We start from the raw sequence: 26,000 nt of genomic DNA on the forward strand, positions 1-26,000 counted from the left end.
CATATTTTTTTTAATAAAAAAATATGCATGAAAATATTCTATATATTAGATAATAAAAACAGGCTTTCATAATTTGCTAAATTATATATTATAATTTAAATGGTTTGTTGCATAAATATGATACTTGATCATATAAGTTTATAAACACTTAAGCCAAATACAAAGATAGATAAATGATCGATCGAGCTCAATATTTTGAATTACCATTCATGAAATTTTTTTTAATAGCGATCGTATTGAGTGTTTTTACGTACTCTTTTTTATCATATGCGCAAACAAACGAACAAATATCAAATAATCTGACTATAGAAAATCTTAAAATACAACTTCTGGAAGATTCTGCTTTTTTATCGAAGCTTAGAGAGAAAAGCACAAAAAATATCAATGATGATCATATTCGAGAGATTATAAGAGGCTATCTACTTAATAATCCGGAGATTATGATTGAAATGCAACTTATCCTTCAAGAAAAATTTGAGCAGCGTCGCCAACAGGAAGCGCAAAAACAAGCTGAAATTATTAAGTTATTAGAAAAGGAAATTTTTCAATCTCCTTATGATGCCGTTTTAGGAAATCCAAATGGCAAAATAGTGCTTGTTGAATTTTTTGACTACAATTGTGGACATTGTAAACGTTCCTATTCCGATTTAATAAGCCTAACACGAGAATACTCAGATCTACGAATAGTTATCAAAGATTTACCAATTTTAGGGTCTGATTCCATAGAAACACATATTATTGCATATGTTTTTAGAAAACTCTTTCCAGAGAAGTATTTGCAGTTTCATAAAAAACTTTTAATGAGCCAAGGTCGTACAAATGAAGCTAAGGCTATAAAAATAGCAGTTTCTTTAGGAGCAAATGAAAAAGAACTACGTAATGCAATGCAAAACTCAAACTTACAGAAATTCTTTCAAGAGAATATTCAAATTGCTTCTGCCTTGAATATCAATGGTGCTCCCGCTTATATTATTGGAGATAAAATATTTATTGGAGCTGTGGAAAAAAATATTTTGCAAGCAGCAATAGAAAATGCACAATAGACTTTTCTTTTCTCAATTAGATTCTTGAAAAATACATCAATATATTGATTCTTTAATTTTTTGTTAACAGATTTATAAATGTAGATTTGTATCGCAGATTAATTTAATTACAATGTGTACATAATAATTAGGAAAAGTTTCATTAAAATTTAAAAGATATTTAGTCATAAGGATAGTAAGTACTAGCAATTTTATCGGTCAAGGAGTTGGAATAAAATGGCAACAAAAAAAACAGATATTAACCAATATACTGGGATTGATACAGCAATTATCCGTGACCTTGCTGAAATTTTGAATGATACAAATTTGACCAATATTGAAATTGAACAAGGTGGAGTTCGAATTTGTGTAGCGCGACAAAACACATCTTCTTCTGAACAAACAGTTTATGCACCTATTTCTGGCTCTACAGTAGTTCCTTCTTCACTTGCAGAAACTGAAGATTCTACAAAAAAAGAGAAATCAAAAAATGAAGTACTATCTCCAATGGTTGGTACAGCATATCTTGCTCCTGCACCAGGTACACAACCTTTTGTAAAAGTAGGGCAAAGTGTCTCTAAAGGTCAGACCTTACTGATTATTGAAGCAATGAAAACTATGAATCAAATTTCATCGCCGCATGCAGGTACTGTAACTGCTATTTTAGTTGAAGATGGTCAACCAGTTGAATTTGACGAACCACTTATTATAGTTGAATAAAGCGGAGGGATAGCTATGATTCAAAAAATCCTCATTGCTAATCGAGGAGAAATTGCTCTTCGCATTCTGCGAGCGTGTAAAGAACTTGGGATTAAAACCGTAGCTATTCATTCAACTGCTGATGCTGATGCTATGCACGTTCGACTTGCTGATGAAAGTGTATGTATTGGTCCTCCACAGTCTCGCGATTCTTATTTAAATATTTATCAGATTATTTCGGCCTGTGAAATTACAGGAGCGGACGCTGTTCATCCAGGTTATGGATTTCTCTCTGAAAATGCAAAGTTTGCAGATGTATTGGAAGCTCATAATATTACATTTATTGGTCCAACAGCAGCACATATTCGTATTATGGGTGATAAAATAGAAGCTAAAAAAACTGCTAAGGACCTTGGTATCCCCGTCGTCCCAGGCTCTAATGAGGCTATAGTTGAAGAAAAAGAAGCTTTACGCATTGCTAATGAAATTGGCTATCCAGTTATTATTAAAGCTTCTGCAGGCGGTGGTGGACGCGGTATGAAAGTTGTTCATTCCGAACAAAAACTTTTAACAGCTCTCAAAACAGCACGTTCAGAAGCTAACGCTGCTTTTAATGATGATTCAGTTTATATTGAAAAATATCTAGAGAAACCACGTCATATTGAAATTCAGGTCATAGGTGATGGAGCTGGTAATGCTATACACTTAGGAGAACGTGATTGTTCACTTCAACGGCGCCACCAAAAAGTATGGGAAGAAGCGACTTCACCTGTACTTAATGAAACTGAGCGGAAAAAAATTGGTAATATTGTTGCAAATGCCTGCGCGAAGCTCCGATATCGTGGGGCGGGTACCATTGAATTTCTTTACGAAAATGGTGAATTCTATTTTATTGAGATGAATACCCGTTTACAAGTTGAACATCCTGTAACTGAAGCAATTACAGGTATAGATTTGGTTCATGAACAAATTCATATTGCATCTGGTTTAGGGCTTTCAGTTACCCAAAAAGATATCCATTTTTCTGGTCATGCCATTGAATGCCGTATTAATGCTGAAGACCCAATTAATTTTATACCATCTCCAGGACTTATTACCCATTTTCACACACCTGGGGATTAGGAGTTCGTGTTGATTCAGGAGCTTATTCAGGTTATCGTATTCCTCCCTATTACGATAGCTTAATCGGAAAACTGATTGTTCATGGTCGTACACGTTTGGAATGTATGATGCGTTTACGGCGTGCTTTAAGTGAGTTTGTGGTTGATGGGATTAAAACTACATTACCTTTATTTTGTGATCTTATTGACAATCAAGACATTGCTAATGGTAATTATGATATACATTGGTTAGAAAAATATCTTTCTGATAAATTAGTCTCTTCCGACTTATAAATAGTAAGTTTATATATAAAACTTGTTTATCAATATAAATATCAGTAAAGCATCCAAATAATTTGGCTTAGGTATATATATTTATAACATATAAACTACATTTATCATTTTTTATTTGCCTTTTTATGAGTTTATGCTATTTCCAATATATGGCATGCCCTTATAGCTCAGTTGGTAGAGCACCTGATTTGTAATCAGGGGGTCGGGAGTTCGAGTCTCTCTGGGGGCACCATTTTATGTCTTTAACATCTTGAAAGATATAGATTTTCTTTTAATTTTTGTTTTTAAGGACATCTTTAGGCTATCCTTTATGATTGATGCGGTTTTACTTAATTTGTTTTTATTTGCTCTATATTTTTCTTTGGGGTGAATGCTAGGGTTTCTTTTTCTATTTCATTATTCTATCTAACCTATATGGTTCTGGAACTACCCTTTGAAGTACTTAATTATGAAGCATTGTTTTGGATACATTAAAAAGTCGTGTATGCACGTGTCGTTATATATCTATCATTTATCATCAAATATTATTTCATTAGCTGTAGCTGTTCTATTTTTAGGTTATGTAAATGGAGCGAAGTTTAGGAAACATTTGCATCATGTTCAGAGAATTTGATTAAATTTCTTTCATACTTTGTCTGTTTTTTCTAAAAATACTTCGATATTTTTATTGATATGTTCAATCTATTTAGCATAACGTTAAATGAGATAAATTTTGATACCTAAACTGATAACTGATAAGTGAAGTGTAAGCTTAAAGCTCAAAAAATTACACTATTTCCGTACTCTAAACATCATTTAAAGATTGGATTTAAAAAGTATATTTAGATTTAGTAAAGAAGTATAAATGAATTACTAGCTTTGGTATTCGATTCCTATTAATTTATGACTTCTGATAAGATTAGCTAGAGATGCTCTGAAATGAAAAGGATATCAAAAAAATAAAATGTGTGATCCATTGCTCAAGAGATTTTTTAGATAGATGAAAATTGAGTTTCCATGGAAAAGTATTTAAGCTTTGGAATTTCTGGTTTTCTTTTTCAAAGAGTGTATAATAAACTTGCATTGAATTAATTTTGTAGCTTTAACAGTAATTTGAATAACACTATAAGCTTTAATTCTTTATGCCAGTGTTAACAGTAGTTTACTTTGGTAGCTAATTAGTTAGAATTCTCATTTATACTAATTTTCTATTCCCCTATTAGAGATATTTAAAGTATTTTAGCCTTTTCATTATCATAATGACGATTTTAATCTTTGTATTTTACGGTTTTTCCTATCGTTTTAGGAAGCACATGCACAAATGATATTGGTATGGTTGTGCTCTTTATATAAATACAATTATATCACGTTATTAGATATATCAAGTTATAGATGTTTTTAAAAAGTTAGATTAATTATATTAAAATAATATTCTCAATTTTCACTTACAAAATCTTATAAATTATAGATATTTTTAATATTATATATTTCATAAAATATGTTGAGTCATAATATTGAGTTTTACTATTTAAGATATATTAGCTGATTAATTAGAAAAAATAGAAATACTAATAATGTATACAGATACAAAAATTATTTTAGAAAAAAAGGCAAATAATTAAATAAGCAATTGTATCTCTTTGTTAATTATTAGAAAGAATTTAGATAATTAAAAGCTTTGTAAATATAGAATGCATTTTTATTTTCTCAAAAATGAGAGAGAGAGTAAAATATCTATATGATGAGATAGGACGAGGAAGTTATTTGTTTGCTTAATAGGATAATAATAGAAATATATGAATAATACTCCTATAACATTTTATCACTCTCCACCATTGGTAAAATTTGCTGTGGCGCCAATGTTGGGTTGGACAGATCGGCATTGCAGATTTTTTTATCGTCTTTTGACGAAAAAGGCGCTACTTTATACTGAAATGTTCGTAGCTGATACTGTGATTCATGGCATCCGTAAAAAATTATTGGCTTTCAGTGATGAAGAACATCCAATTGCATTACAATTAGGAGGATCAGACCCCAAAAAATTAGCAGAAGCTGCACGTATTGCCGAAGACTTTGGTTATGACGAAATTAACTTAAATGTTGGTTGTCCATCAGATCGTGTTCAAGCAGGTATATTTGGTGCTTGTTTAATGTTGCATCCTGATGTTGTGGCGCAGCTTGTAGAAGCGATGAAACGAACTGTTACTATAGCTGTGACTGTTAAATGCCGTATTGGTGTAGATGATCAGGATGAAGAATTGGCTTTAGACTTTTTAGCTGATCGTGTATGGAATGCAGGCTGTGATGCGCTATGGGTACATGCGCGTAAAGCGTGGTTAAAAGGATTAAGCCCAAAAGAAAACCGTGATATTCCACCACTTAATTATAAAAGGGTTTATAATTTAAAGCGTAAATATGAAAACAATTTTATTGGATTAAATGGTGGGATAAAATCAATCAGTGAAATAAAAGAGCACTTAAGATCATGTGATGCCGTTATGGTTGGACGACAAGTTTATCATAATCCCATTTGGCTGTGCCTTATTGATTCTGAAATATATGGCGAACCGCAGAATAATCTTAGTGATTATGATCTGATTAATGCTATGTGTGAGTATAGTGCTAAACATATAGCTTCAGGAGGGCGTCTTTCTCACATTACACGTCATATGCTTGGTTTATTTCAAGGACGTGACGGTGCGCGACGATGGCGACAAATATTATCACATAATGCAACAAAGACGGATGCCAATACACATATTTTAAAAGAAGCTTTTGCTGCTATCAGTTAAGATAATTTGATAGAAATTTTAATATTGTATAATAAATTGTAATTTATGAATAATTATGAAAAAATTGTAGTTTTCAGGGAAGAGATAAAATAAATATCTTAATTGATTAGAGTTAAGCTCTGTTAAAAATTTAAAAAGATATGAAAGTTTGCTACAATAATTATATACAGCAAGATATCAGTTTAATATGTTACCTTTAAAGAGATTTTCAATATTCGCTCTCTTATCATCCTAAATACTTATTAAGTAGTGCATCTTACATTTGTAGCATGAAAAAAAAACAATAAATTATTTATATCTTATCTATAAAAGAAAATTCTAATTATATATTGTAGATTTAAAAAGGTATTTTCATGATTGCTAGGCCATTTGATGATTTTCGTGCTTTACTAATAAATTTACCTGTTGCTGATGAATTTACAATGACTTTAGCAAAAAAACGGCATGCACAATTAGTGAAAACAAAAGGTGCATTAGGAAAATTAGAAGATATTGCAGTTTGGTATGCGGGATGGAGAGGCGAAGAAAAACCAATTATAATGAAGCCTCTAGTTGCTGTTTTTTCTGGGAATCATGGGGTTACTGATGAGGGTATTACGCCATTTCCACAATCTATGACACAACAGATGGTACAAAATTTTACAACAGGTTGCGCTGCTATCAATCAGATTTGTGTAGCATATGATCTTGGATTGAAAATATATGATTTGGCATTAGAATATCCAACAATGAATATTACAAAAGATGCTGCAATGGATGAGCGTAGTGCAGCCGCAACAATGGCATTCGGAATGGAAGCAATTGCCGGAGGAACAGATCTTTTGTGTATTGGAGAGATGGGAATTGGCAATACTACTATAGCTTCAGCTTTATGTCTTGCTTTATTTGGTGGAGAAGCTGAGGAATGGATAGGATCTTGTATGGGGGCTGTCGAAGAATTTTATCAGCGCAAGGTCATGGCTGTAAAAACAGCAATCTCTTTACATAAGAATTATTTTAATGATCCTTTTGAAATTATGCGCCGCTTAGGAGGGCGTGAGATTGCTGCTATGATAGGAGCTATTTTAGCTGCAAGAATGGAAAAAATTCCAGTTATTTTAGATGGATTTGTAGCAACAGCAGCAGCAGCAGTGCTGTATAAAATGAATCCAAGCTCTCTTGATCATACACTCGTTGGTCATGTTTCTTCTGAAGCAGCTCATCGTAAACTTTTAGAAAAAATTGGGAAAAAACCACTTTTGGATTTAGAAATGTGTCTCGGTGAAGGAACAGGCGCAGCTATAGCAGCTGGTGTTGTTAAAGCAGCCGTCTTAGTCCACGCGCAAATGGGAATGCCTGGGTAGAAAAATTTAATATTAAAAAGTGAAAGTATGATCATAAATATTAAAAAACTTTATCAAACTATAAAATTTAAGCTTCCTAAAATTATTCATTTTTTCACATCAAGAGGTATTTTGATAGTGTAATTTTAAAAGATGGATATCTCATATTATTGCTCTTTCATTTTAATTAGCTGGTTTCACATTTTTCATTGGTATTTTTCAGTTGAAAAAAGCATATCACGAATGAATTACAAATTTTCGTAATATCTAAATTTTGAGAGTGTAAGCTGGAGCCTTTAGTGATTACTAATCATTTCAATATATCCTAGGTATATTGGCTTTACTCGCGGCTTCTAATGCAACAAAATATTATCTTATAGGTTATAAATTTAAAATCTTCTTTTAGTGAATTTATATTTAAAATTAGATGTTATTTCAATTAGTTATAATAATAGCATTTTAACTAAGTAGAGTTTTTATTAACAATTTTAGTGGGATATTGAGTGCTACAACACATCAGATAAGAATGCTGCTATTATGCATAGTGGTTCGATCTTATAGTATAAACTATCCTGATTAATCCATTATATTTGACATTGATAATCTGTTATATTGTTCATGTGCCACTATAAACTTTATTAAAGTTAGCTAGTTTGATAAAAAACTGATATAACACCAAATTCATAAGAATTTACGTACTAAACAGCGGAGATATACAATAAGCTCATCATTGAACCATGGGTGTTTTTTAAACCAAAAAGTATTTCGCCATGACGGATGGGGTAAAGGCATAACATTATATCCTCGGGGTTGACGTATGGATAAGATATTTTTCCAATCACTGACGGTCTCCGAGACAGTTTTATGTTGTAGGTTTGTGATATGCCATTTGTGTGCATAACTTCCAATAGCAAGAACAAGTTTTATTTGTGGCATAGCTTGAAATACTTTTTCATGCCATATTTCTTTACATTCACTTCTTGGTGGCAAATCGGATTTATTCTGGTCATAGCCAGGAAAACAAAATCCCATAGGAACAATAGCAAATAGGGATCTACTGTAAAATTCATCACTGGTTACGCCCAGCCAATTACGTAATCTTACGCCAGAACGATCATTAAAAGGGATAAAACTTTCATGCACACGCAATCCTGGAGCTTGGCCTGCAATTGCAATGGAAGCAGTATTCGATAAATAGACAACAGGTCTTGGTTCATGGGGAAGGGGAGGAAGATAATGTGGATGTTTGATACAAACACGACAAGAATGAATATCTTTTTCTAATTTGATAATATGATCACATTGTTGTTTGTTCATGATAAATGAGAAATTAGAAAGATATTTTTATGAAGTAAAGAAATTACTTTATTTTTTTTATGCGAGGATGAGCTTTACGCCATTCTTGCGGTTTTTGAAAACTTGACTGCCATATTCCTTTTTTTTCTTTTTTGGCTTTTTGTTCTTCTTTATGGTAGCTATAAAAACTGATAGCCCAACCATTACGCACCATTGCTGCATTAATATTATTAATTTTTTGGGTTCCACATATAGCAATAACACGATGATATTTGTCTTTTTTAGACCAATAACATGTAACAGATTGATGAGCTATAAGTTCTTCTAATTCTTTTTTGGCTTGGAAGCCACATGCATAGCGTTTTTTTTGTATGCCGCAAAATTGATTAAGCTCAGGAGCATCGATTCCTGCAAGTCGAATTATGACATTAGAAATCTTGATTGAATCACCATCAATGACCAATGCATTACCTTTTAGAGATTTTGGTGAAATAGAAATTATGTTGGGAGGAGATGCCGCAGTACATTTCGAGTAAATTGTTCCATTGATAAGAACAATAATTATTATAATGATACTGAAAATAATAAGTTTTTTGTTAAAACTATTCGGATTAGAAGGAGAGTTATTTATTTTCATGAACTAGAAATTATAACAATACGTTTATAGTATGAGCCAAGAAAGACATTGCTAATTGTACTCATTTTTTCATTTTAAAAAGGATTTATTATGCTTTATCTATATATTTTAAGTTAGCATTTATACTAATAATCATAAGATAATATAATTATTTATGAGCGCTTAGGTTTGTATCAATAAAGATTGTTTATATAATTTGATAAAATACACTTAGTAATATATCGCTCTTTATTATCAGTGTGAGCAATAAGTTACTTTGCAAAAAAATAAATGTCAAAATTTCAGCTAGAAAAGCTAGACACTTATCTTAAAAGAGTACAACTACACTTCCACCCCCTTTTAAAAGGATTAACAATAAAAGAGCTATTGTGAAAAAGCTTTAAATCATAAAAATATTACAATACACTCTCTGTTTCTCAATTTAAATAATTTAAACAAAAGACTAATTATTTAATTTTTGTTTCTTTAAACTCAACATGCTTTTTAACAATTGGATCATATTTACGTTTACTCATTTTATCTGTCATTGTGCGGCTATTTTTCTTTGTTACATAGAAAAAGCCAGTATCTGCAGTTGACAAAAGCTTAATCTTAATGGTTGCTGCCTTAGCCATAATAAGAGTCCTATTATAGTAAAATAATACTATTCCGCTATCAAAATTTATTTTTGATGCAATTACATTTTACATATGACACTACGGATGTTCTACAAAAAGTCAAGAGTTGTTTAATTTTCTCATTAATTGGATAAGCACTAAAATAATATATAAGCTAAAAAAACAGGCAATTGCCAAAGAAAAGCCAAATGGTTTTAAAATATCCATTGTTTGACCAATAATAGCTGGTCCAATCAATATACCAATTCCATAGCAAAAAATAAAAGCAGAATTAGCTGCAGCAAGCTCTTGTCCTTTAAGGCATTCACCGAGTTGTGCAAGTCCAATTGTATAAAGACCTGCAGGTATACCACCAAGAAAAAAAAGATCAATCATAAAAATCATTTTATGCTCTGCTATCTGTGGTATAATAAGGGTTCCAATCAATCCTAAAATAGCGCAGCCCATAAGGGAATAGCGTTTATCTTTTAAATAATCACTTATGAGGCTGATAGGAATTAAAAGTAGGATATTACCAAGAGCAAGAATTTCCATAAAATGTAGGGTTTCATTTTTATTATATCCAATTGATAAACTAAAAGGCGTTAGAAGTGTTAGCGTTCCCATTTGTATAGCACCATAAATAAGTGCTGCCATTGTGGAGGTGGGGACACGTAAAATATGTGAAAAAAATGCTATATTTTCCTTACTCTGAAATTTGGGGCTTAATTTCCAGGCAGAAAGAAGGGGTATGATAGCAATTATGATAAGAAGGCAGCCGCTACCAAAGGGTGTAAAATTTTGTGTTCCTATTTTTTCAAGAAGCATTGGCCCTAAAATAAATCCCAGACCTAAAGTAATGGCATAGATAGAAATTACTAAACTGCGTTTATGAGGTGGAGACGCGTTATTAATCCAAAACTCTGATAGAATAAATATAATTGTCATGGCGAAATGCAGTGTAAATCGCAAAATAAACCACATCCATATCGATTCAAAGAAATAGAAGCCTAAAAAACTCAGAGAACCAATAACCATCATAAGTAATATCGATTCGACAACACCGAAATATAAGGCGATTCGAGTAGTTAGAGCAGCTGCAATAATTGTGGCAATTCCACTGACTCCTCCACTATAACCGATGATACTATTTGAGAAGCCTTTTTCAGTCATTAGCAACGAAATAAGTTGTGTTCCCATTCCTAATGCTATACCGACAGAAGCAATGGTGGTAATTGCGGCAATAATTGCACGTAAAGAACTATTTGGAAAGTTGAAAGTTTTGTTTATCATGAGGGAAGTTTAATTATGAATTATTTAGATCATATGGTTAGGAATAAATTTAGTTGAAAATAGAAAAAGAAAATTGCAGTTAAAAAAATAGCATTTACAGCATAGCACGTAGTCTGTGCGATAATTGTGTAGATTTTTAGATGACAAAAGCTAGAAAAGCTAGATAAGTCTATATGTTGCATATTCTTTAATATATTCGATATAAAAGTCTTTTTGACCTCTTCTGAAACAAAAAAGAATCATATCAGGCTATTATACATAACTAAAAGACAGTACGCATCAAATAATAATACAATGACAAGAGGTTTTTAAATAATCTTTTACTTTAAAATTATTAACTATATAACGCTTCTTACATTTTAAAAAAGATGTTGAAATAAAGATTTTTCTTAAATCACTGTTCGTCTAGCAATGAGCTTAAAACACTTTTATACTGATGTCGTTAACAATCAATTAGGTTTTAAATTAAATATTGTTATGAGTTTATTATAGCTTTCAATCTTTGTATGTAGAGATATAATTTTAATTTTTGAATTCTTTATTGAGTGCTATCTTCTTTTATAAAAAATATAATTGCGTTTTTTCGCTATAGATTTATTTTTGTGATAGGAGATAGGTGAGAAAGTTATCAAGCGAGGTTTTGTTAACATTTCAAAACATAAAGCACCAGAAAAAGGTTGTACTTCTAAAATCTTTACTTCGACTGCATCTCCAAGTTGATAACATTTATGGCTATGTTTTCCTATAAGGGCATGCTGTACTTCGTCAAAATAGTAATAATCACTTTTAAGTGTAGAAAGAGGTACAAAACCATCTGCGTTTAATTTATCAAGTGCGATAAAAAGACCTGCTTTTGTAACTCCTGAAATACGGGCTGCAAATGAATTTCCGATTTTATTAGCTAAATAATGGGCAACAAGCCGATCAACAGTTTCTCGTTCTGCTATCATTGCACGACGTTCGTATAAAGAAATCTGATTGGCGATTTTTGCAAGATTTTGCTCTTGTTCATCTGTGAGTGCATCATTTCCTAGTTGCAGAGCTTTTATAAGTGCTCGATGAATAATTAAATCAGCGTAACGGCGAATTGGTGAGGTAAAATGTGTATAGTTAAGTAGATTTAAACCAAAGTGGCCTATATTTTCAGGATTATATTCGGCTTGAGATTGCAAGCGTAAAATAACCTGATTTACCAATTCCTGTTGTTGTGTATTCATAACTTTTATAAGGATATTATTAAGCTGTGCTGATGTAAGTTCAGTTCCTCGAGCAAGTGATATCCCGAGACTTTTAAGAAAGTTCTGGAGCATTTCCTGTTTTGCAAGAGATGGCTTATCATGAATACGATAGATGAGAGGTTGGTGATATTCTTTTAATGTTTCAGCAGCCGCAACATTAGCTTGTATCATGAATTCTTCAATTAAATGATGTGCTTCTAGATGAGATAAAACCACAACATCTTTAATATATCCATTTTGATCAAGAATAATTTTTTTTTCTGGTATTTCTAATGCTAATGGTTGTCGACGATTGCGTGCAATTTTAAGGCAGGAATATGCATCCCATAATGGTTGTAAAATGTTTTCAAGCAAGGGAGCTGTTTTTTTATTTGTATTTCCTTCAATTGCACATTGTACTTCTTGATAGGATAATTTGGCTGCTGTACGCATTACAATACGATGGAAACTATGTTTACGTTTATTTCCATTCGCATCAAAAATCATACGGACAGCTAGTGCGGGTCTATCTTTTCCTTCATGCAATGAACATCGATCATTAGAAATACGTTCTGGGAGCATTGGTACAACACGATCAGGAAAATAAACAGAGTTTCCTCGTTTTAAAGCTTCCTGGTCTAGAATACTTCCTGCTTTTATGTAGCAAGAAACATCTGCAATTGCGACAACGATAATCCAGCCTCCGCTATTGGTAGGGCTTTCATCTTTTATTGCATAAACTGCGTCATCATGGTCTTTTGCATCTGCAGGATCAATTGTAATAAATGATAATTGTCGCCAATCTTCGCGATTAATTGTATTATCAGGTTCTACATTTTCGGCTTCCTCAAGGACATCTGAAGGAAAAATATAAGGAATTTCTTTTGATATAAGGGCAATCATTGAAAGATCTTTTTCATTATCAATGTGTCCTAGAATATTTCTTACTTTTGCTTGCTTGAAGCTGTAGTTAGTACTATCTTTAATTTCAGCTTCGATCAGATTACCAACTTTTATATCTATGTTCGTAGCCATATCAATAATAAGTTCATTATTTTTACGTTCTATGGGATCAAGCCGCCATTCGCCATTTTCTAATTTTCTCGCGATACCAAGCATGTTTCTTTTTTTCTTATCAATCTTGCGGATGATTCGTCCTGTATAGGAAAAATTTTGCAAAACTGTTTTTCGAAAAATTTTTATAAGAACGTGATCTCCAATACTAATGCTGACTCCTTTTATGCGATAAGAAGAAGAGACAAAAATATTAGGCTTTGTATCATTGGGCCATTCAAGAGGTTCTGCAATAAAATTACCGTCTTTATCAAAAGCACTAACTTTGGCCAAAGTAATCGATGGTAATGCCTTTTTGATGATTAAATTTTTACGTTTTTGTGGTATTGCATAATTATCTTTTAAGTCACGCAATATATCTTTTAACCACATATGAGAAGTGCTGTTCAAGTTAAAAGCTTTAGCAACTTTTTGTTTACTCGATTGGCTAGGATTATTAGTGATAAAGGATAGGATTTCTGATTTACTAGGTAGCTGCTTAATATTAGATGATTGAAAATATTTTTTTTTCTCACTTTTAGCCAAAATTTATGCCTTCTTTTTGCGGGATGAAGTTTGTTTAGATGTTGCCTTCTTTTTTAAAGTAGTTTTTTGTGCTGTTTTTTTAATTGATGTTTTAGTTGATATAAGTTCTAATGCTTCTGCAAGTGTGATTGTAGTTGGATCTTTATCTTTTGGTAAGGTAACATTAATTTTATTCCAGTTAATATATGGACCGTAACGCCCATCGCGTATAGTAATTGTCCCACCTTCTTCTGGGTGATCTCCTAGTGTTGCTAGCGCAGTAGGCGTTATTCTACGTTGATTGGTTGCGCTGTCTTTTTTTTCAGCAAGTATTGTAACGGCACGATTAATGCCAATATCAAAAACTTCATCTGTCTTAAAAAGATTTGTGTATTGTCCATCGTGAGCAAGATAAGGACCATAGCGTCCAATTGCGGCTGTAATTATTTTTCCTGTTTCAGGATGAGTTCCAACTTCACGAGGTAGAGATAGTAAAGCTAAGGCTTTATCAAAATCAATATTTTCTATTTGCCATCCTTTAGGTAAGCTTGCACGCTTAATTTCTTTACCTTCGCCAAGTTGAATATACGGACCAAAGCGGCCATTACGAAGAGAAATATCTTTCCCTGTTTCAGGATCAATACCAAGCATAACAGGTTCATCATTGTGCATGGCTTTACTTTGTTCTTCTGTATCTGAACCCAATTGGCATGTATATTTACACTCAGGATAATTAGAACAACCAATGAATGCTCCATAACGCCCTAATTTTAATGACAATTGCCCGTTTGTACAAAGGGGACAAGAGCGGCAATCGCTTCCATCTTCACGCGTAGGGAAAGCAAAAGAGGCTAACGCTATGTTTAAAACATCAAGAACATTCATTATACGCAGTTCTTGTATATTCGTAACAGATGCATTAAATTCATCCCAAAAATCGCGTAAAACATCTTTCCAGGAAAGTTTTCCATCTGATATAAGGTCTAATTTTTCTTCAAGAGCTGCTGTAAAACCACATTCTACGTAGCGATTAAAAAAATTTTCAAGAAAGGCTGTAACTATACGTCCTTTAACATCAGGAATAAGTTTGCGTTTATCAGTTATGATATACCCACGATCGCAAAGTGTGCTTAATATAGAGGCATAAGTTGAAGGTCTGCCAATTCCTAATTCTTCAAGTTTTTTAATTAATGCCGATTCGGAATAACGAGGAGGTGGTTCTGTTGTATGTTGTATCGATTCAACTTTTTCTTTTATAAGTGATTCTCCAACATTAATCTGCGGAAGACGTCCTGTTTCATCTTCCTCACTATTTTCTTCTTCTTTTGGATCTGTATAAGCAGAAATGAAGCCATCAAAACAAATAACAGAACCTATCGCACGCAAATGGGCATGATTTTCTTTTTGCAATGCTTCAATTTCGACAGTTGTACGTTCAATTTCAGCAGAACACATTTGGCTGGCAATAGCGCGCTTCCATATTAATTCATAGAGCTTTGCTTGATCACTATCGAGAACATTGCGCACTTGATTAGGATGACGTGTAAAATCTGTAGGGCGAATAGCTTCATGTGCTTCTTGTGCATTCTTAGCTTTTGTTGAATAAAAACGCGGTTTTTCAGGAACATAGTGCTTTCCAAAAGAATCAATAATTGCTTTTCTTGCTGCATCAATAGCTTCTGAAACCATTTGTACTCCATCAGTACGCATATAAGTGATAAGTCCTGCTGTTTCACCATTGATTTCAACACCTTCATAAAGCTTTTGAGCAACTTGCATTGTGCGAGAAGCTGAAAAACCTAATTTTGAAGAAGCAGCTTGTTGTAATGTAGATGTTGTAAATGGTGGAGAAGGATTCCTTTTTATAGGCTTGGCTTCAATACTTAATGTGCGATAATTTGCTTTTTCCAACATAAAAAGAATTTGATCAGCTTGTTCTTGGGATTGAATATCAAGCTTACCAAGTTTCTTATGGTTAAATTCTATTAACCGCGCATGAAAAATGTTATTTTGAAGTGTTTTCAAGTACGTTCTAATTGACCAGTAGTCCTCTTTAATGAATTGCTCTATCTCTGATTCGCGATTACAAATGATACGCAGGGCAACTGATTGAACACGACCAGCAGAACGAGCACCAGGTAATTTGCGCCATAAAACAGGAGAGAGAGTAAATCCAACCAAGTAATCGAGAGCTCGACGTGCAAGGTAGGCGTCTACAAGTGATATATCAATATCACGTGGATTCTTCATAGCATCAAGAACGGATTTTTTTGTGATTGCATTAAAAACAACTCGCTTAACAAGTTGATCATTTAAAACTTTTTTTTGTTTTAGAACATCGAGGATGTGCCATGAAATAGCTTCTCCTTCACGATCAGGGTCAGTTGCTAAGATAAGGGTATCAGCATCTTTGACTGCTTTTGCTATTTCATTCAAACGTTTTGCAGAAGCAGTATTGATATCCCACTTCATAGCAAAATCTTTATCAGGCAGAACAGAGCCATCTTTTGCAGATAAATCACGTACATGCCCAAATGATGCTATGACTTTGTATTGAGATCCAAGATACTTATTGATTGTTTTTGCTTTTGCTGGAGATTCAACGATAACAATATCCATAATTTTATCCGAATGTTGAAACAAAAATCTCTTTATAAACTTCTTTCAAATGAATAGCTAATGACAATTGGTCAAGAGCACATAAAAAAAACTACATTATACAACTTTTGATTGTTATTATTTAAAATACACCCTATAAAAGAAATCATATAGCTTATTTTCCACAGCTAATATAAAAAGTATACGGCAAAATACTAAGATAACATCTATTGAGAGGTGGGGAGAATGCTCAAGGATAAAAGATTATGTTTATAAAGCACTTAAAGATTATCCACTATATTACAGATATGTCAAAACAAATGAGCCAGATGGCACGTCAAGCTCATAGTCCACTTTTAGCATTGCTTTTGGATATGGTAGCTGAAGAGGGGCAAAGTATTATTAATAGTGCTGAAGCCCTTGGAGAAGATCCTAACTCGACAATGATACGTAACCACCAGAGTGCCGAATAAGCTTTCCAGCAAGATCGAGTTCAATTAGCAAAAGGTGGAGTTTTTGTAACGAAACACCTGAATAAATGCTGAGTGTATCTAAATCAATTGGAGTGCTTGATAGAGCTGAAAGGACAGCTGCACGTTCTATATCATCTCCAATTAAAGGAGTTTCATTAGTTATTTTATTAGGTGAATGAGCATTTCCTTGTGGAAATTGAATTGAATATGTTTCTTCAAAAAAGCTGAGTTGTGGATCGGTTGTCTTTGAGGTTAACGGTGTGAGTGTTTCTATAATATCAGAGGGATGTGTAACCAGCAAAGCACCTTCTTTGATAAGATTATTTGTACCAATTGCTCTTGGATCAAGTGGAGAACCGGGAATAGCAAAAATCAATCGTCCCATATCAACAGCTTGGCGTGCTGTAATTAAGGAGCCTGATCGCATAGCTGCTTCTACCACTAAAAGACCAAGCGATAGAGCTGCAATAATACGATTTCTTCTTGAGAAGTCGTTAGCACGTGCTTTCCAACCAATGGGCATTTCGCTAATAATTGCTCCACCATTAGTAAGAATATCATCATAGAGTTTTTTATTTTCAGGAGGATAAATGTAATCAATACCACCAGCCATGATCGCAACTGTGCCTGTTAGCAAACTTGCTTGATGAGCAGTGCTATCAATTCCACGTGCAAGTCCAGAAACAATCGTAAAACCAGCATTACCAATAAAATGAGCAAACTGGCTAGTTAATTTTTTGCCAACTGCAGAGGCATTTCGAGAACCAACAATCCCAACAGAGGGTTTTTGAAAAATTGAGCAATCGCCTTTTATAGCAATAAGTGGAGGCGATGCTTCCACTACTTTGAGTAATGGTGGATAATCTGGTTCCCCTATACCGATGAAGCGAATGCCTTGTTTTTCAGCTTGTTGCATCTCTTTCTCAGCATCATCTAATGTCGCGATTCGAATAGATTTAGCAAGTCCTCCCTTTTTATTAAGTTGAGGAAGCATAGCAAGAGCATTTTCTGCTGTTTTATAATGCTCAATCAAATTACGAAAAGTAACTGCTCCAATATTTTCACTGCGTAATAATCGCAACCAATTTAACCGTTGCTGATCAGTAAGCAAAATTCCTTTATTTGTTCCTATTTGTGGTATCAACTTTATTTTCTTTCCCTGCTAATAATCTGCGAATATTAGTATGATGTTTTATAACAACGAGTATGCTCATTGTTATTATTATGCAAGCAACATAGAGAGAAGAGGAATAACAGTAAATAAAAATTGGAGTAATAATTACAGCTACAAGTGCAGAAAATGAAGAATAGCGAGTCAATACAAATGCTCCTATCCAGGCAATAATAAAAATAAGGGCTGCTAACCAATAAAAACCTAAGCATATACCTAGATAAGTTGCAACACCTTTACCTCCTTTGAATTTAAGCCATATGGGATAAAGATGCCCTAAGAAGGCTAAAAATCCACTTAGAAGAGCAATTTCTACAGTGTGAAATAAGAATTTTGTCATCCAAATAACAAAAGTTCCTTTTAATATATCGCATAAAAGGGTAAGAGCTGCGATTTTTTTATTTCCTGTTCGTAAAACATTTGTTGCGCCAATATTTCCAGAACCAATTGTTCTTATATCGCCAAATTCAGAAAATTTTGTAAAAAGTAGTCCAAATGGTATAGAACCAATGAAATAAGATATCAGGAAAATAAGCCATGTATTGAATTGCAAAAGTATTTCTACTTCACTCATAAGAATCTCGTTTGCTTTGTTGATTAATTTTAAATACTGATTGTCCTTTTACAAAAGTTTGGAGAACACGTCCCTGGAAACGAGCATTTTCGAAAGGAGTATTTTTTGAACGTGAATGTAGCATCTCTAAGGATAAGAGCCATGGCTCATCTAAATCAACCAAAATAAGGTCTGCAGGAGCACCTTTCATAAGTGTTCCAGCATTGAGACCAAAAAGTTTTGCAGGTGCTGTCGATAAAAGTTCAGTTAATCGTAAAAGAGGTACGGTTCCATTGTGATAAAGGCGTAAAGCCGCACTTAACAAAGTTTCCATGCCAATAGCGCCTGTTGCAGCTTCTTGGAATGGCAAACGTTTTGCATCAACTCCTTGAGGATTGTGGGAAGAAGCAATGATATCGATTGTCCCATCTTTTATTGCATTAATCATTGCTATACGATCTTCTTCTGCACGTAATGGGGGCATTAAGCGGAAAGAAGTACGATATTCACCAATATCATTTTCATTCAAAGATAAGTGATTAATGGATACACCAACTGAAATTTTTTCACTATGTTGTTTTGCTAAACGAACAGCGTCAGCAGACATAGCTGTTGATATTTGTGCTGCGTGGTAGCGTGTTTGTGTTAGAACAGCTAGTCGTAAATCTCTTTCTAGTGGAATGACTTCTGCTTCACGCGGAATTCCAGAAAAACCAAGCCAACTTGCTAACAGACCTTCATTCATAACGCCTTGATTAGAAAGATCGTAGTCTTGTGTTTCGTGGATCAATGTGATATCAAAATCACGTGCATAAATCATTGCGTGCCGCATAATAGCTGAATTTTGCAGTGTCTTTTTTCCTTCACTAAATGCAACTGCTCCTGCATTTTTCAATAAACCAAATTCAGTAATTTCTTGTCCTTTCAGACCTTGTGTGATAGCAGCAACTGGATAAATATTAACTAATGATGTTTCATGCGCTGTGCATGTAATAAGTTTAATAAGAGCCACATTATCAATTATCGTCTGTGTATCAGGCATCATAAGAAATGAGGTAATACCACCGGCCGCTGCAGATTGGCTTGCTGAATCAATCGTTTCAGGATGTTCAGCTCCTGGTTCTTCGATAAAGACTTGAGCATCAATAAGCCCAGGGAGAATTGCTTTATCTTGTGCATCAATGATTTCTGATCCTTCTGGTGCTCCTTGATTTAAGGCTTCTTTTCCTGCGGTTACAATCAGTCCATTTTCAATGATAACTGTACCAATTTCATCAATTGCGCGTGAAGGATCAACAATGCGGGCGTTTTGAAAAACTATTGGTTTTGTCATTTCTTTTTTTTACTCCAATTTTGCCGCAAATCTAATAAAGCTTCCATGACAGCCATGCGCACAGCAATACCCATTTCTACTTGTGTATGAATCACACTTTGTGTGCTATCTGCTATATCAGAAGCGATTTCTACACCACGGTTTATTGGGCCAGGGTGCATAATAATACAATCATTTTTAGCATACGCTAAGTTTTCTTTATGCAAACCAAAATAATGGAAATATTCACGAATAGAAGGGATAAAAGTACCTATCATACGCTCGCGTTGTAAGCGTAGCATCATAATAACGTCAGCATCTTTTAGGCCTTCTTTCATTGTATTAAATACTTCAACGCTCATATTTGAGATTCCAGTAGGTAAAAGCGTTGATGGCGCAACAGCGCGAACGCGAGCTCCTAAAGCATTGAGACTGATAATATTAGAACGTGCAACGCGTGAATGTAAAATATCGCCACAAATCGCGACAGTTAATCCTTCAATCTGACCTTTTATTCTTCTAATGGTTAGAGCGTCTAATAAAGCTTGTGTTGGGTGTTCATGTGCACCATCACCTGCATTAACTATGCAACAATCAACTTTTTGTGCTAAAAGGGCTGCAGTTCCAGCACAGCTATGGCGAATAACTAGTATATCAGGTTTCATTGCATTAAGAGTTGTTGCTGTATCAATTAATGTTTCTCCTTTTTTTACAGATGAATTGCTAATAGCCATATTCATTACGTTTGCTCCTAATCGTTTGCCAGCTAATTCAAACGAAGATTGAGTTCTTGTGGAGGCTTCAAAGAAGAGATTAATTTGAGTATGCCCACGTAATATAGATTGTTTTTTATCAATGTTTTTGGAAAAAAGTACATTCTCATCTGCACGATCGAGTAATATATTAAGCTCTTGTACATTAAGCTGCTTAATCCCTAAAAGGTGCCGGTGAGGAAAAATTGGAAAAATAGTATTATGAGGCATAGTATTCTTTTCTATAGATCTCTAAAGAGCTTAAATGAGCATTTGTTTAAATATAATAAATGTTTTTAGCTGTAAAAAGGCAAATAGTCTATGATATGAGTGATTCTAATAATAGGAATATACTTATGAATGTTGTATCCACGGAGAATTCCCAGCGAAAAAATGCATTTCTTAGTGATACGCTTATGTTTCGTATCGCGTCTACTTTACCTACTTCCTTACTGCCAAGCTTTGAGGAAATAGGAGCTTTTGTCGCTAGCGATGAAGCGTGGGATCTTGCACGTTTAGCAAACAGTCACCGACCCACGTTGCACTATAACAACCGATGGAGACAATCAAAAGAAGAATTAGATATTCACCCTTCTTATCATACTCTTCAACGATATTCTAGACAAGCAGGTTTAGTTTCTTCGCTTTGGGAAAATACGACTTCAGAAAATGGAGTGCGTTATCAGGCACGTGCTATTCGCTTGGCTTTATTGGCTGGTTTGGAAACAGGACATTTGAATGAGATCACTGTAGCAAGTGCTGCTATTGCAGTGTTAATTGGTGATATTGAATTATTTAAAAAATGGCAAGATGCGCTTTTATCACGCCAATATGATTTGTCTTCTAGATCTATTGAGAATAAAAGGGGAGCTTCACTAACTTGTGCTTTTGATAATATTGAGGAAAGTGAAAAATATACTTTTAATTTTCCAGCTGTTCAAAGGATTTCTTTTGATGAAAAAATGGGGCGTGATCTATATCGTTTAAATATTATAAAAACTAATGTTGTTAATCCGATGGCTGACGGATATATTGTAAGTGCAGAAATAGATGGCCTTTTAAGCTGCTTTTTAATTCCACGTATACAAGAAAATGGCTTATTAAATGGTGTTATATTAACGCGTTATTTAATTCAGCGGTCTGGAGAATATTCAGCTCCAGAAGGAGTTATCGAATTCCGAGGTTGTTATGGTTGGCTTGTCGGTAACATAGGAGAAGGGGCTAAGGTGATTAAGGATATCGAAACCATGATGCGTTTCGATCAGGCTATAATATCAGCAGGTGTTTTGCGTTCTGCGCTTCAATTTAGTATAGATTTTCTTCGGAAGCAAACTCCAAATCAGCCTTTCCCACCATTAACAGAGCGTATTTTTGCGGATATTGCACTTGATATAGCTGCTTCGCAAGCATTGGTTATGCGTTTAGCACGAGCGTTTGATAATGCTGCAGATAATCGTTCTGAGGCAGCTTTCGCAAGAATTATGACACCTATTGTTGCTTGTCATGTCAGTCAATTAGTTATTCCGATTATTGGTGAAATTATTGCACAGGTTGGTATAGTGAGTTTCACGGATAGTAATCCTTTGTTGCAAATATTGCGTGATAGTCCTGCACGAATAGTTAAAAATAGTGGTGTTAATCAATTGGTAAGGGATGCAATTCTTATAGGTGATAAAGCACCCGGGTTATTTCAGCAATTATTAGAAAAAATTGCAGCTGATATTGGACAAGCTGGTCCACGAGCGATTGAAATTATTAAATCCGCTGTGAATATGGCATCGGTAAATGAAGGAGCTGGTAGGTTTTTTGTTGAACAGATGGCATATGCATCTGCCAGTGCAGCGTTACGTTATACAGAAGTTGAACATGTTGTAAATGCTTATATGGAAAGTCGTCTTGGAGGACAATGGAGGTCATCTTATGGTATGTTGATCGCAAGATATAGTCCAACACAATTATTAGACGTTCTCTATCCTGCTGTTTGATTGCAGAGTCTTAATTCTATCGAGAGCGCCTTGCAAAATGAAAGCAGCAGCAGCTGAATCAATGCGTGATTTTCTTTTAGAGCGCGACATATTCATTTCTAAGAAATAACGTTCTGCAGCAATTGTCGATAACCGTTCATCCCAAAAAATAAAAGGAATTTTTGTATATGTTGCCATATTACTAACAAAAGTTTTGGTTGCTTGAACACGTGGACCGTTGCTTCCATTCATATTAATGGGTAAGCCAACGATAATAGCTCCTACATTTTCATTGTTAAAGATTTCTATAAGTGTCAAAGCATCTAATGTGAACTTTTTTCGATAAATAACAGGTCGCGGATTTGAAAATGTTAAACTAATGTCAGAAATAGCAATTCCAATCGTTTTGGTACCCAAATCTAAACTTGCTATTGTTTGCCCAAATAAAAGATGTATCGTAACTTCATTTATGCTGATGATGGCCATATTGTATGCTTAGAGTATCATAATATTTTGGTTGGTTACAATAAAAATTGGGGTGTATATACCAATATTCTTGCGCTTATAGATGTAGACTTGTATAGCCAAAAAATGAATAGGTTAATAATATTAGAGTAAATCAAGTAGAAAGGTGTAATATGTCTGTTGATAGTAAAACAGTCAAGCGGGTAGCAAAATTAGCGCGTATTGCTATCCATAATGATGAAGTTGAGCGTATAACAGAGGAGTTTAATACCATTTTAGATTTTGTAAAACAGCTTGATGAAATTGATGTTAATGAAGTTGAACCACTGACATCAGTAATTCCGATGGCTTTACGAAAACGTGAAGATGAGGTTACGGATGGTAATAAGGCCACGGATATTATAGAAAACGCACCTTTAGCAGAAGAAAATTTTTTTCTTGTTCCAAAAGTAGTCGAATAATTTTTTACATTTTAAAATTCGAGAAACAACATGACCGATTTAATAACCTTAACAATTGCACAAGCTCGTGATGTTTTAAAAAAGGGAGACCTGAAAGCAACTGAATTAACAGAAGCTTATTTGAAAGCAATTGAATTGGCTAATCCAATTTTGAATGCTTATGTAGCAGTAACTGCAGAACAAGCAATAAAAATGGCAGCTGAATCTGATATCCGTTTGGCGAAAGGAAAAGCTGGTATTTTAGAAGGTATTCCATTGGGCATTAAGGATCTCTTTGCAACACAAGATGTACACACTCAGGCTTGTTCATATATTCTTGATGGTTTTAAACCGAAATATGAATCAACTGTAACTGCTAATTTATGGAAAGATGGAGCAGTTATGTTAGGTAAGCTGAATATGGATGAGTTTGCTATGGGATCATCCAATAAAACATCATGCTATGGTCCAACTATTAATCCATGGCGAAAAAAAGAATCAGATGAAAAGCTTGTTCCTGGTGGTTCTTCAGGAGGCTCTGCTGCTGCTGTTGCAGCTCGTCTTTGTGCGGGAGCAACAGCAACTGATACTGGTGGATCAATACGTCAGCCAGCAGCTTTTACTGGGACTGTAGGTATAAAGCCAACTTATGGACGGTGTTCGCGTTGGGGAATGATAGCTTATGCCTCATCGCTTGATCAGGCAGGGCCTATTGGACGAGATGTGCGTGATTGTGCAATTATGTTAAAATCAATGGCTTCCTTCGATGATAAAGATTCAACTTCAGTTGATTTACCAGTACCTGATTATGAAAGCTATCTTGGTCAATCGATCAAAGGGATGAAAATTGGTATCCCAAAAGAATATTATATTGAAGGGATGTCTGATGAAATTTTTGATCTTTGGCAAAAAGGAATTAATTGGCTAAAAGATGCAGGAGCAGAGATTATTGATATTTCATTACCTCATACAAAGTATGCTTTGCCTGCTTACTATATTGTAGCTCCTGCAGAAGCATCCTCTAATTTGGCACGCTATGATGGTGTTCGTTTTGGACTTCGTATACCAGGAAAAGACGTTATTGAAATGTATGAGAATACCCGTTCATCTGGTTTTGGCGATGAAGTTAAGCGACGTATTTTGATTGGAACTTATGTTCTTTCAGCGGGTTACTATAATGCTTATTATCTTAAAGCTCAGAAAGTACGAACTTTAATTAAGCGTGATTTTGATCATTGTTTTGAACTTGGTATTGACGCTATTCTAACGCCTACAACACCGACATCCGCTTTTAGTATTACAGATGAAAAAATAAAAAATGATACAATAGCCATGTATCTCAATGATATTTTTACTGTGCCAGTTAATATGGCTGGCTTGCCAGGAATTTCTGTTCCTGCAGGTTTATCATTAGATGGTTTGCCTCTGGGATTACAATTGATAGGTAGATCTTTTTCTGAGGAAGTAATTTTTCAAATAGCATATATTATAGAACAAGCAGCAGGAAAACTAAATGCTGAAAAATGGTGGCATAAAATATAGTTTATAATTTTAATGGCGGTTAAAAAATAATTATAAATCACAATCAAATATGTAATTTTAATTCACAACTAAAGCAAAGATACATTATGAGTGTATTATGATTTTTTAACTATGTTAGAAAAGTAAATAAAATAATTAAAGTAAAAACATTCCCTTTTTTAATTAAATAATCTATTACATTTGAAAACCTAACAAAAAAACAATTGTGCACCGTAAAAAGTACAGACTTTAAAAATCTCTTAGATATTTGGTTATGAATAACAACTAAATGTATGTTTTTGATTTAAATAATTAAGATAAAACATGAAAAGTAATAATTAAATTCATCTTTGAATATTTAAGTACAAAATTGAAAAGTAGAATAACAGTTTTTGTGAAATAGCTTAAAAGAGCAATATTTTGTATTATAGGCCAATTTAATTTGTATACTAAGATAACAATGCAAAAAATCATTAATCGTAGAGATTTTTAATATCTAACAAAAAAGATTACGATTAAAGCCGCATTGTAAATGAAGATGATGCGCTCAATGGGAGTAAGAGCTTACTAAAATATATATGAGAAACGATCAGGGTTTATCATACGCTGTTAGGATATCATATTATAGCATAGGGATGACACTGTTTTATTTTTTTTCATGCAGGATTGCTTTGATAGAAACAGCAAAACAAAAAATACAATGGTATAAAAATAATGCTTGAAGTTAAAGAAAGAATTAGAGAATGCAATGGGCTTTTGCAAGAGCAGGAAAAAACTTATGGATCTTGAAATATACGCTAAGCATTATGAATGGAGTATATAAAAATACTGATTACACTAATTTTTTTGATTATCTTTGCAAAGAAAAATTTATACAAAATCAGTATTACGATGCAAGAAAACTATGATAAGAGATTATCATTACT

At 33.8% G+C, this 26,000-nt stretch carries 19 protein-coding genes, 1 tRNA gene and 1 pseudogene; 10 read left to right on the plus strand and 11 right to left on the minus strand.

Annotated elements, in window-relative coordinates; translation table 11 throughout:
• Window positions 1-173 precede the first annotated feature (173 nt).
• From BAR153v2_RS02760 to cobT, 6 genes and pseudogenes are all read left to right on the plus strand, one after another.
• The gene (locus BAR153v2_RS02760; RefSeq protein ID WP_078680210.1) at window positions 174-1,043 is read left to right on the plus strand and encodes a DsbA family protein; all 870 of its coding nucleotides are present in this window, start codon (window positions 174-176) and stop codon (window positions 1,041-1,043) included.
• Between the two features lie 216 nt (window positions 1,044-1,259).
• A complete protein-coding gene (gene accB / locus BAR153v2_RS02765) occupies window positions 1,260-1,742 on the plus strand; it encodes an acetyl-CoA carboxylase biotin carboxyl carrier protein (protein ID WP_078680211.1) in 483 nt (160 codons plus the stop codon).
• Window positions 1,743-1,757: 15 nt separating this feature from the next.
• Window positions 1,758-3,115: pseudogene (accC, locus tag BAR153v2_RS02770) on the plus strand (acetyl-CoA carboxylase biotin carboxylase subunit).
• Between the two features lie 156 nt (window positions 3,116-3,271).
• Window positions 3,272-3,347, plus strand: a tRNA-Thr gene (locus tag BAR153v2_RS02775).
• Between the two features lie 1,558 nt (window positions 3,348-4,905).
• Window positions 4,906-5,886, plus strand: coding sequence for a tRNA dihydrouridine(20/20a) synthase DusA (dusA, locus tag BAR153v2_RS02780; protein WP_078680934.1), 981 nt, complete (start codon window positions 4,906-4,908; stop codon window positions 5,884-5,886).
• A gap of 353 nt (window positions 5,887-6,239) precedes the next feature.
• Window positions 6,240-7,229 carry a nicotinate-nucleotide--dimethylbenzimidazole phosphoribosyltransferase gene (gene cobT / locus BAR153v2_RS02785; protein WP_078680212.1) on the plus strand — a complete coding sequence of 330 codons (990 nt, stop codon included), beginning with the start codon at window positions 6,240-6,242 and terminating at the stop codon, window positions 7,227-7,229.
• Between the two features lie 660 nt (window positions 7,230-7,889).
• Here the strand turns inward: cobT and BAR153v2_RS02790 are convergent.
• The 6 genes from BAR153v2_RS02790 to topA form a co-directional block, all read right to left on the minus strand.
• On the minus strand, window positions 7,890-8,525 hold the full coding sequence (locus BAR153v2_RS02790) for a uracil-DNA glycosylase family protein (protein WP_078680213.1): 636 nt from the start codon (window positions 8,523-8,525) through the stop codon (window positions 7,890-7,892).
• Window positions 8,526-8,568: 43 nt separating this feature from the next.
• Window positions 8,569-9,141: a thermonuclease family protein gene (locus tag BAR153v2_RS02795; protein WP_078680214.1), complete on the minus strand. Its 573-nt coding sequence runs from the start codon at window positions 9,139-9,141 to the stop codon at window positions 8,569-8,571.
• Between the two features lie 446 nt (window positions 9,142-9,587).
• Complete coding sequence (gene rpmG, locus BAR153v2_RS02800) at window positions 9,588-9,755, minus strand: 50S ribosomal protein L33 (protein WP_005767215.1); 168 nt, start codon at window positions 9,753-9,755, stop codon at window positions 9,588-9,590.
• A 102-nt stretch (window positions 9,756-9,857) separates the two neighbouring features.
• Complete coding sequence (locus tag BAR153v2_RS02805; RefSeq protein WP_078680215.1) at window positions 9,858-11,030, minus strand: MFS transporter; 1,173 nt, start codon at window positions 11,028-11,030, stop codon at window positions 9,858-9,860.
• Window positions 11,031-11,578: 548 nt separating this feature from the next.
• On the minus strand, window positions 11,579-13,846 hold the full coding sequence (gene rnr, locus BAR153v2_RS02810; RefSeq protein ID WP_078680216.1) for a ribonuclease R: 2,268 nt from the start codon (window positions 13,844-13,846) through the stop codon (window positions 11,579-11,581).
• Between the two features lie 3 nt (window positions 13,847-13,849).
• Window positions 13,850-16,444: a type I DNA topoisomerase gene (topA, locus tag BAR153v2_RS02815; RefSeq protein WP_078680217.1), complete on the minus strand. Its 2,595-nt coding sequence runs from the start codon at window positions 16,442-16,444 to the stop codon at window positions 13,850-13,852.
• A 245-nt stretch (window positions 16,445-16,689) separates the two neighbouring features.
• On the opposite strand from topA, the gene BAR153v2_RS02820 reads away from it, so the two are divergent.
• On the plus strand, window positions 16,690-16,896 hold the full coding sequence (locus BAR153v2_RS02820) for a hypothetical protein (RefSeq protein WP_078680218.1): 207 nt from the start codon (window positions 16,690-16,692) through the stop codon (window positions 16,894-16,896).
• Here the strand turns inward: BAR153v2_RS02820 and dprA are convergent.
• The 4 genes from dprA to BAR153v2_RS02840 are packed head-to-tail and all read right to left on the minus strand — an operon-like array spanning window position 16,856 to window position 20,915.
• Entirely contained in the window at window positions 16,856-18,040 is a 1,185-nt protein-coding gene (gene dprA, locus BAR153v2_RS02825; RefSeq protein WP_078680219.1) for a DNA-processing protein DprA, read from the minus strand. The genes BAR153v2_RS02820 and dprA overlap by 41 nt on opposite strands.
• Window positions 18,015-18,641, minus strand: a complete 627-nt coding sequence (plsY, locus tag BAR153v2_RS02830; RefSeq protein ID WP_078680220.1) for a glycerol-3-phosphate 1-O-acyltransferase PlsY — start codon at window positions 18,639-18,641, stop codon at window positions 18,015-18,017. Before plsY ends, dprA begins: the two co-directional genes overlap by 26 nt.
• On the minus strand, window positions 18,634-19,953 hold the full coding sequence (locus tag BAR153v2_RS02835) for a dihydroorotase (RefSeq protein ID WP_078680221.1): 1,320 nt from the start codon (window positions 19,951-19,953) through the stop codon (window positions 18,634-18,636). Before BAR153v2_RS02835 ends, plsY begins: the two co-directional genes overlap by 8 nt.
• Window positions 19,950-20,915, minus strand: a complete 966-nt coding sequence (locus BAR153v2_RS02840; RefSeq protein ID WP_078680222.1) for an aspartate carbamoyltransferase catalytic subunit — start codon at window positions 20,913-20,915, stop codon at window positions 19,950-19,952. Before BAR153v2_RS02840 ends, BAR153v2_RS02835 begins: the two co-directional genes overlap by 4 nt.
• Before the next feature lie 125 nt (window positions 20,916-21,040).
• Between BAR153v2_RS02840 and BAR153v2_RS02845 the strand changes: the two genes are divergently transcribed.
• Window positions 21,041-22,669, plus strand: a complete 1,629-nt coding sequence (locus BAR153v2_RS02845) for an acyl-CoA dehydrogenase family protein (RefSeq protein WP_078680935.1) — start codon at window positions 21,041-21,043, stop codon at window positions 22,667-22,669.
• On the opposite strand, the gene ruvX is transcribed toward BAR153v2_RS02845, so the two are convergent.
• Window positions 22,643-23,134 carry a Holliday junction resolvase RuvX gene (gene ruvX, locus BAR153v2_RS02850; protein WP_078680223.1) on the minus strand — a complete coding sequence of 164 codons (492 nt, stop codon included), beginning with the start codon at window positions 23,132-23,134 and terminating at the stop codon, window positions 22,643-22,645. The two genes, BAR153v2_RS02845 and ruvX, sit on opposite strands and share 27 nt — an antisense overlap.
• A gap of 152 nt (window positions 23,135-23,286) precedes the next feature.
• Between ruvX and gatC the strand changes: the two genes are divergently transcribed.
• Both gatC and gatA read left to right on the plus strand, forming a co-directional pair.
• Window positions 23,287-23,574, plus strand: a complete 288-nt coding sequence (gatC, locus tag BAR153v2_RS02855; protein ID WP_078680224.1) for an Asp-tRNA(Asn)/Glu-tRNA(Gln) amidotransferase subunit GatC — start codon at window positions 23,287-23,289, stop codon at window positions 23,572-23,574.
• Between the two features lie 30 nt (window positions 23,575-23,604).
• Window positions 23,605-25,095 carry an Asp-tRNA(Asn)/Glu-tRNA(Gln) amidotransferase subunit GatA gene (gene gatA, locus BAR153v2_RS02860; protein WP_078680225.1) on the plus strand — a complete coding sequence of 497 codons (1,491 nt, stop codon included), beginning with the start codon at window positions 23,605-23,607 and terminating at the stop codon, window positions 25,093-25,095.
• Window positions 25,096-26,000 lie beyond the last annotated feature (905 nt).

Source organism: Bartonella sp. AR 15-3, from assembly GCF_002022445.1.
Classification (GTDB): Bacteria; Pseudomonadota; Alphaproteobacteria; order Rhizobiales; family Rhizobiaceae; genus Bartonella.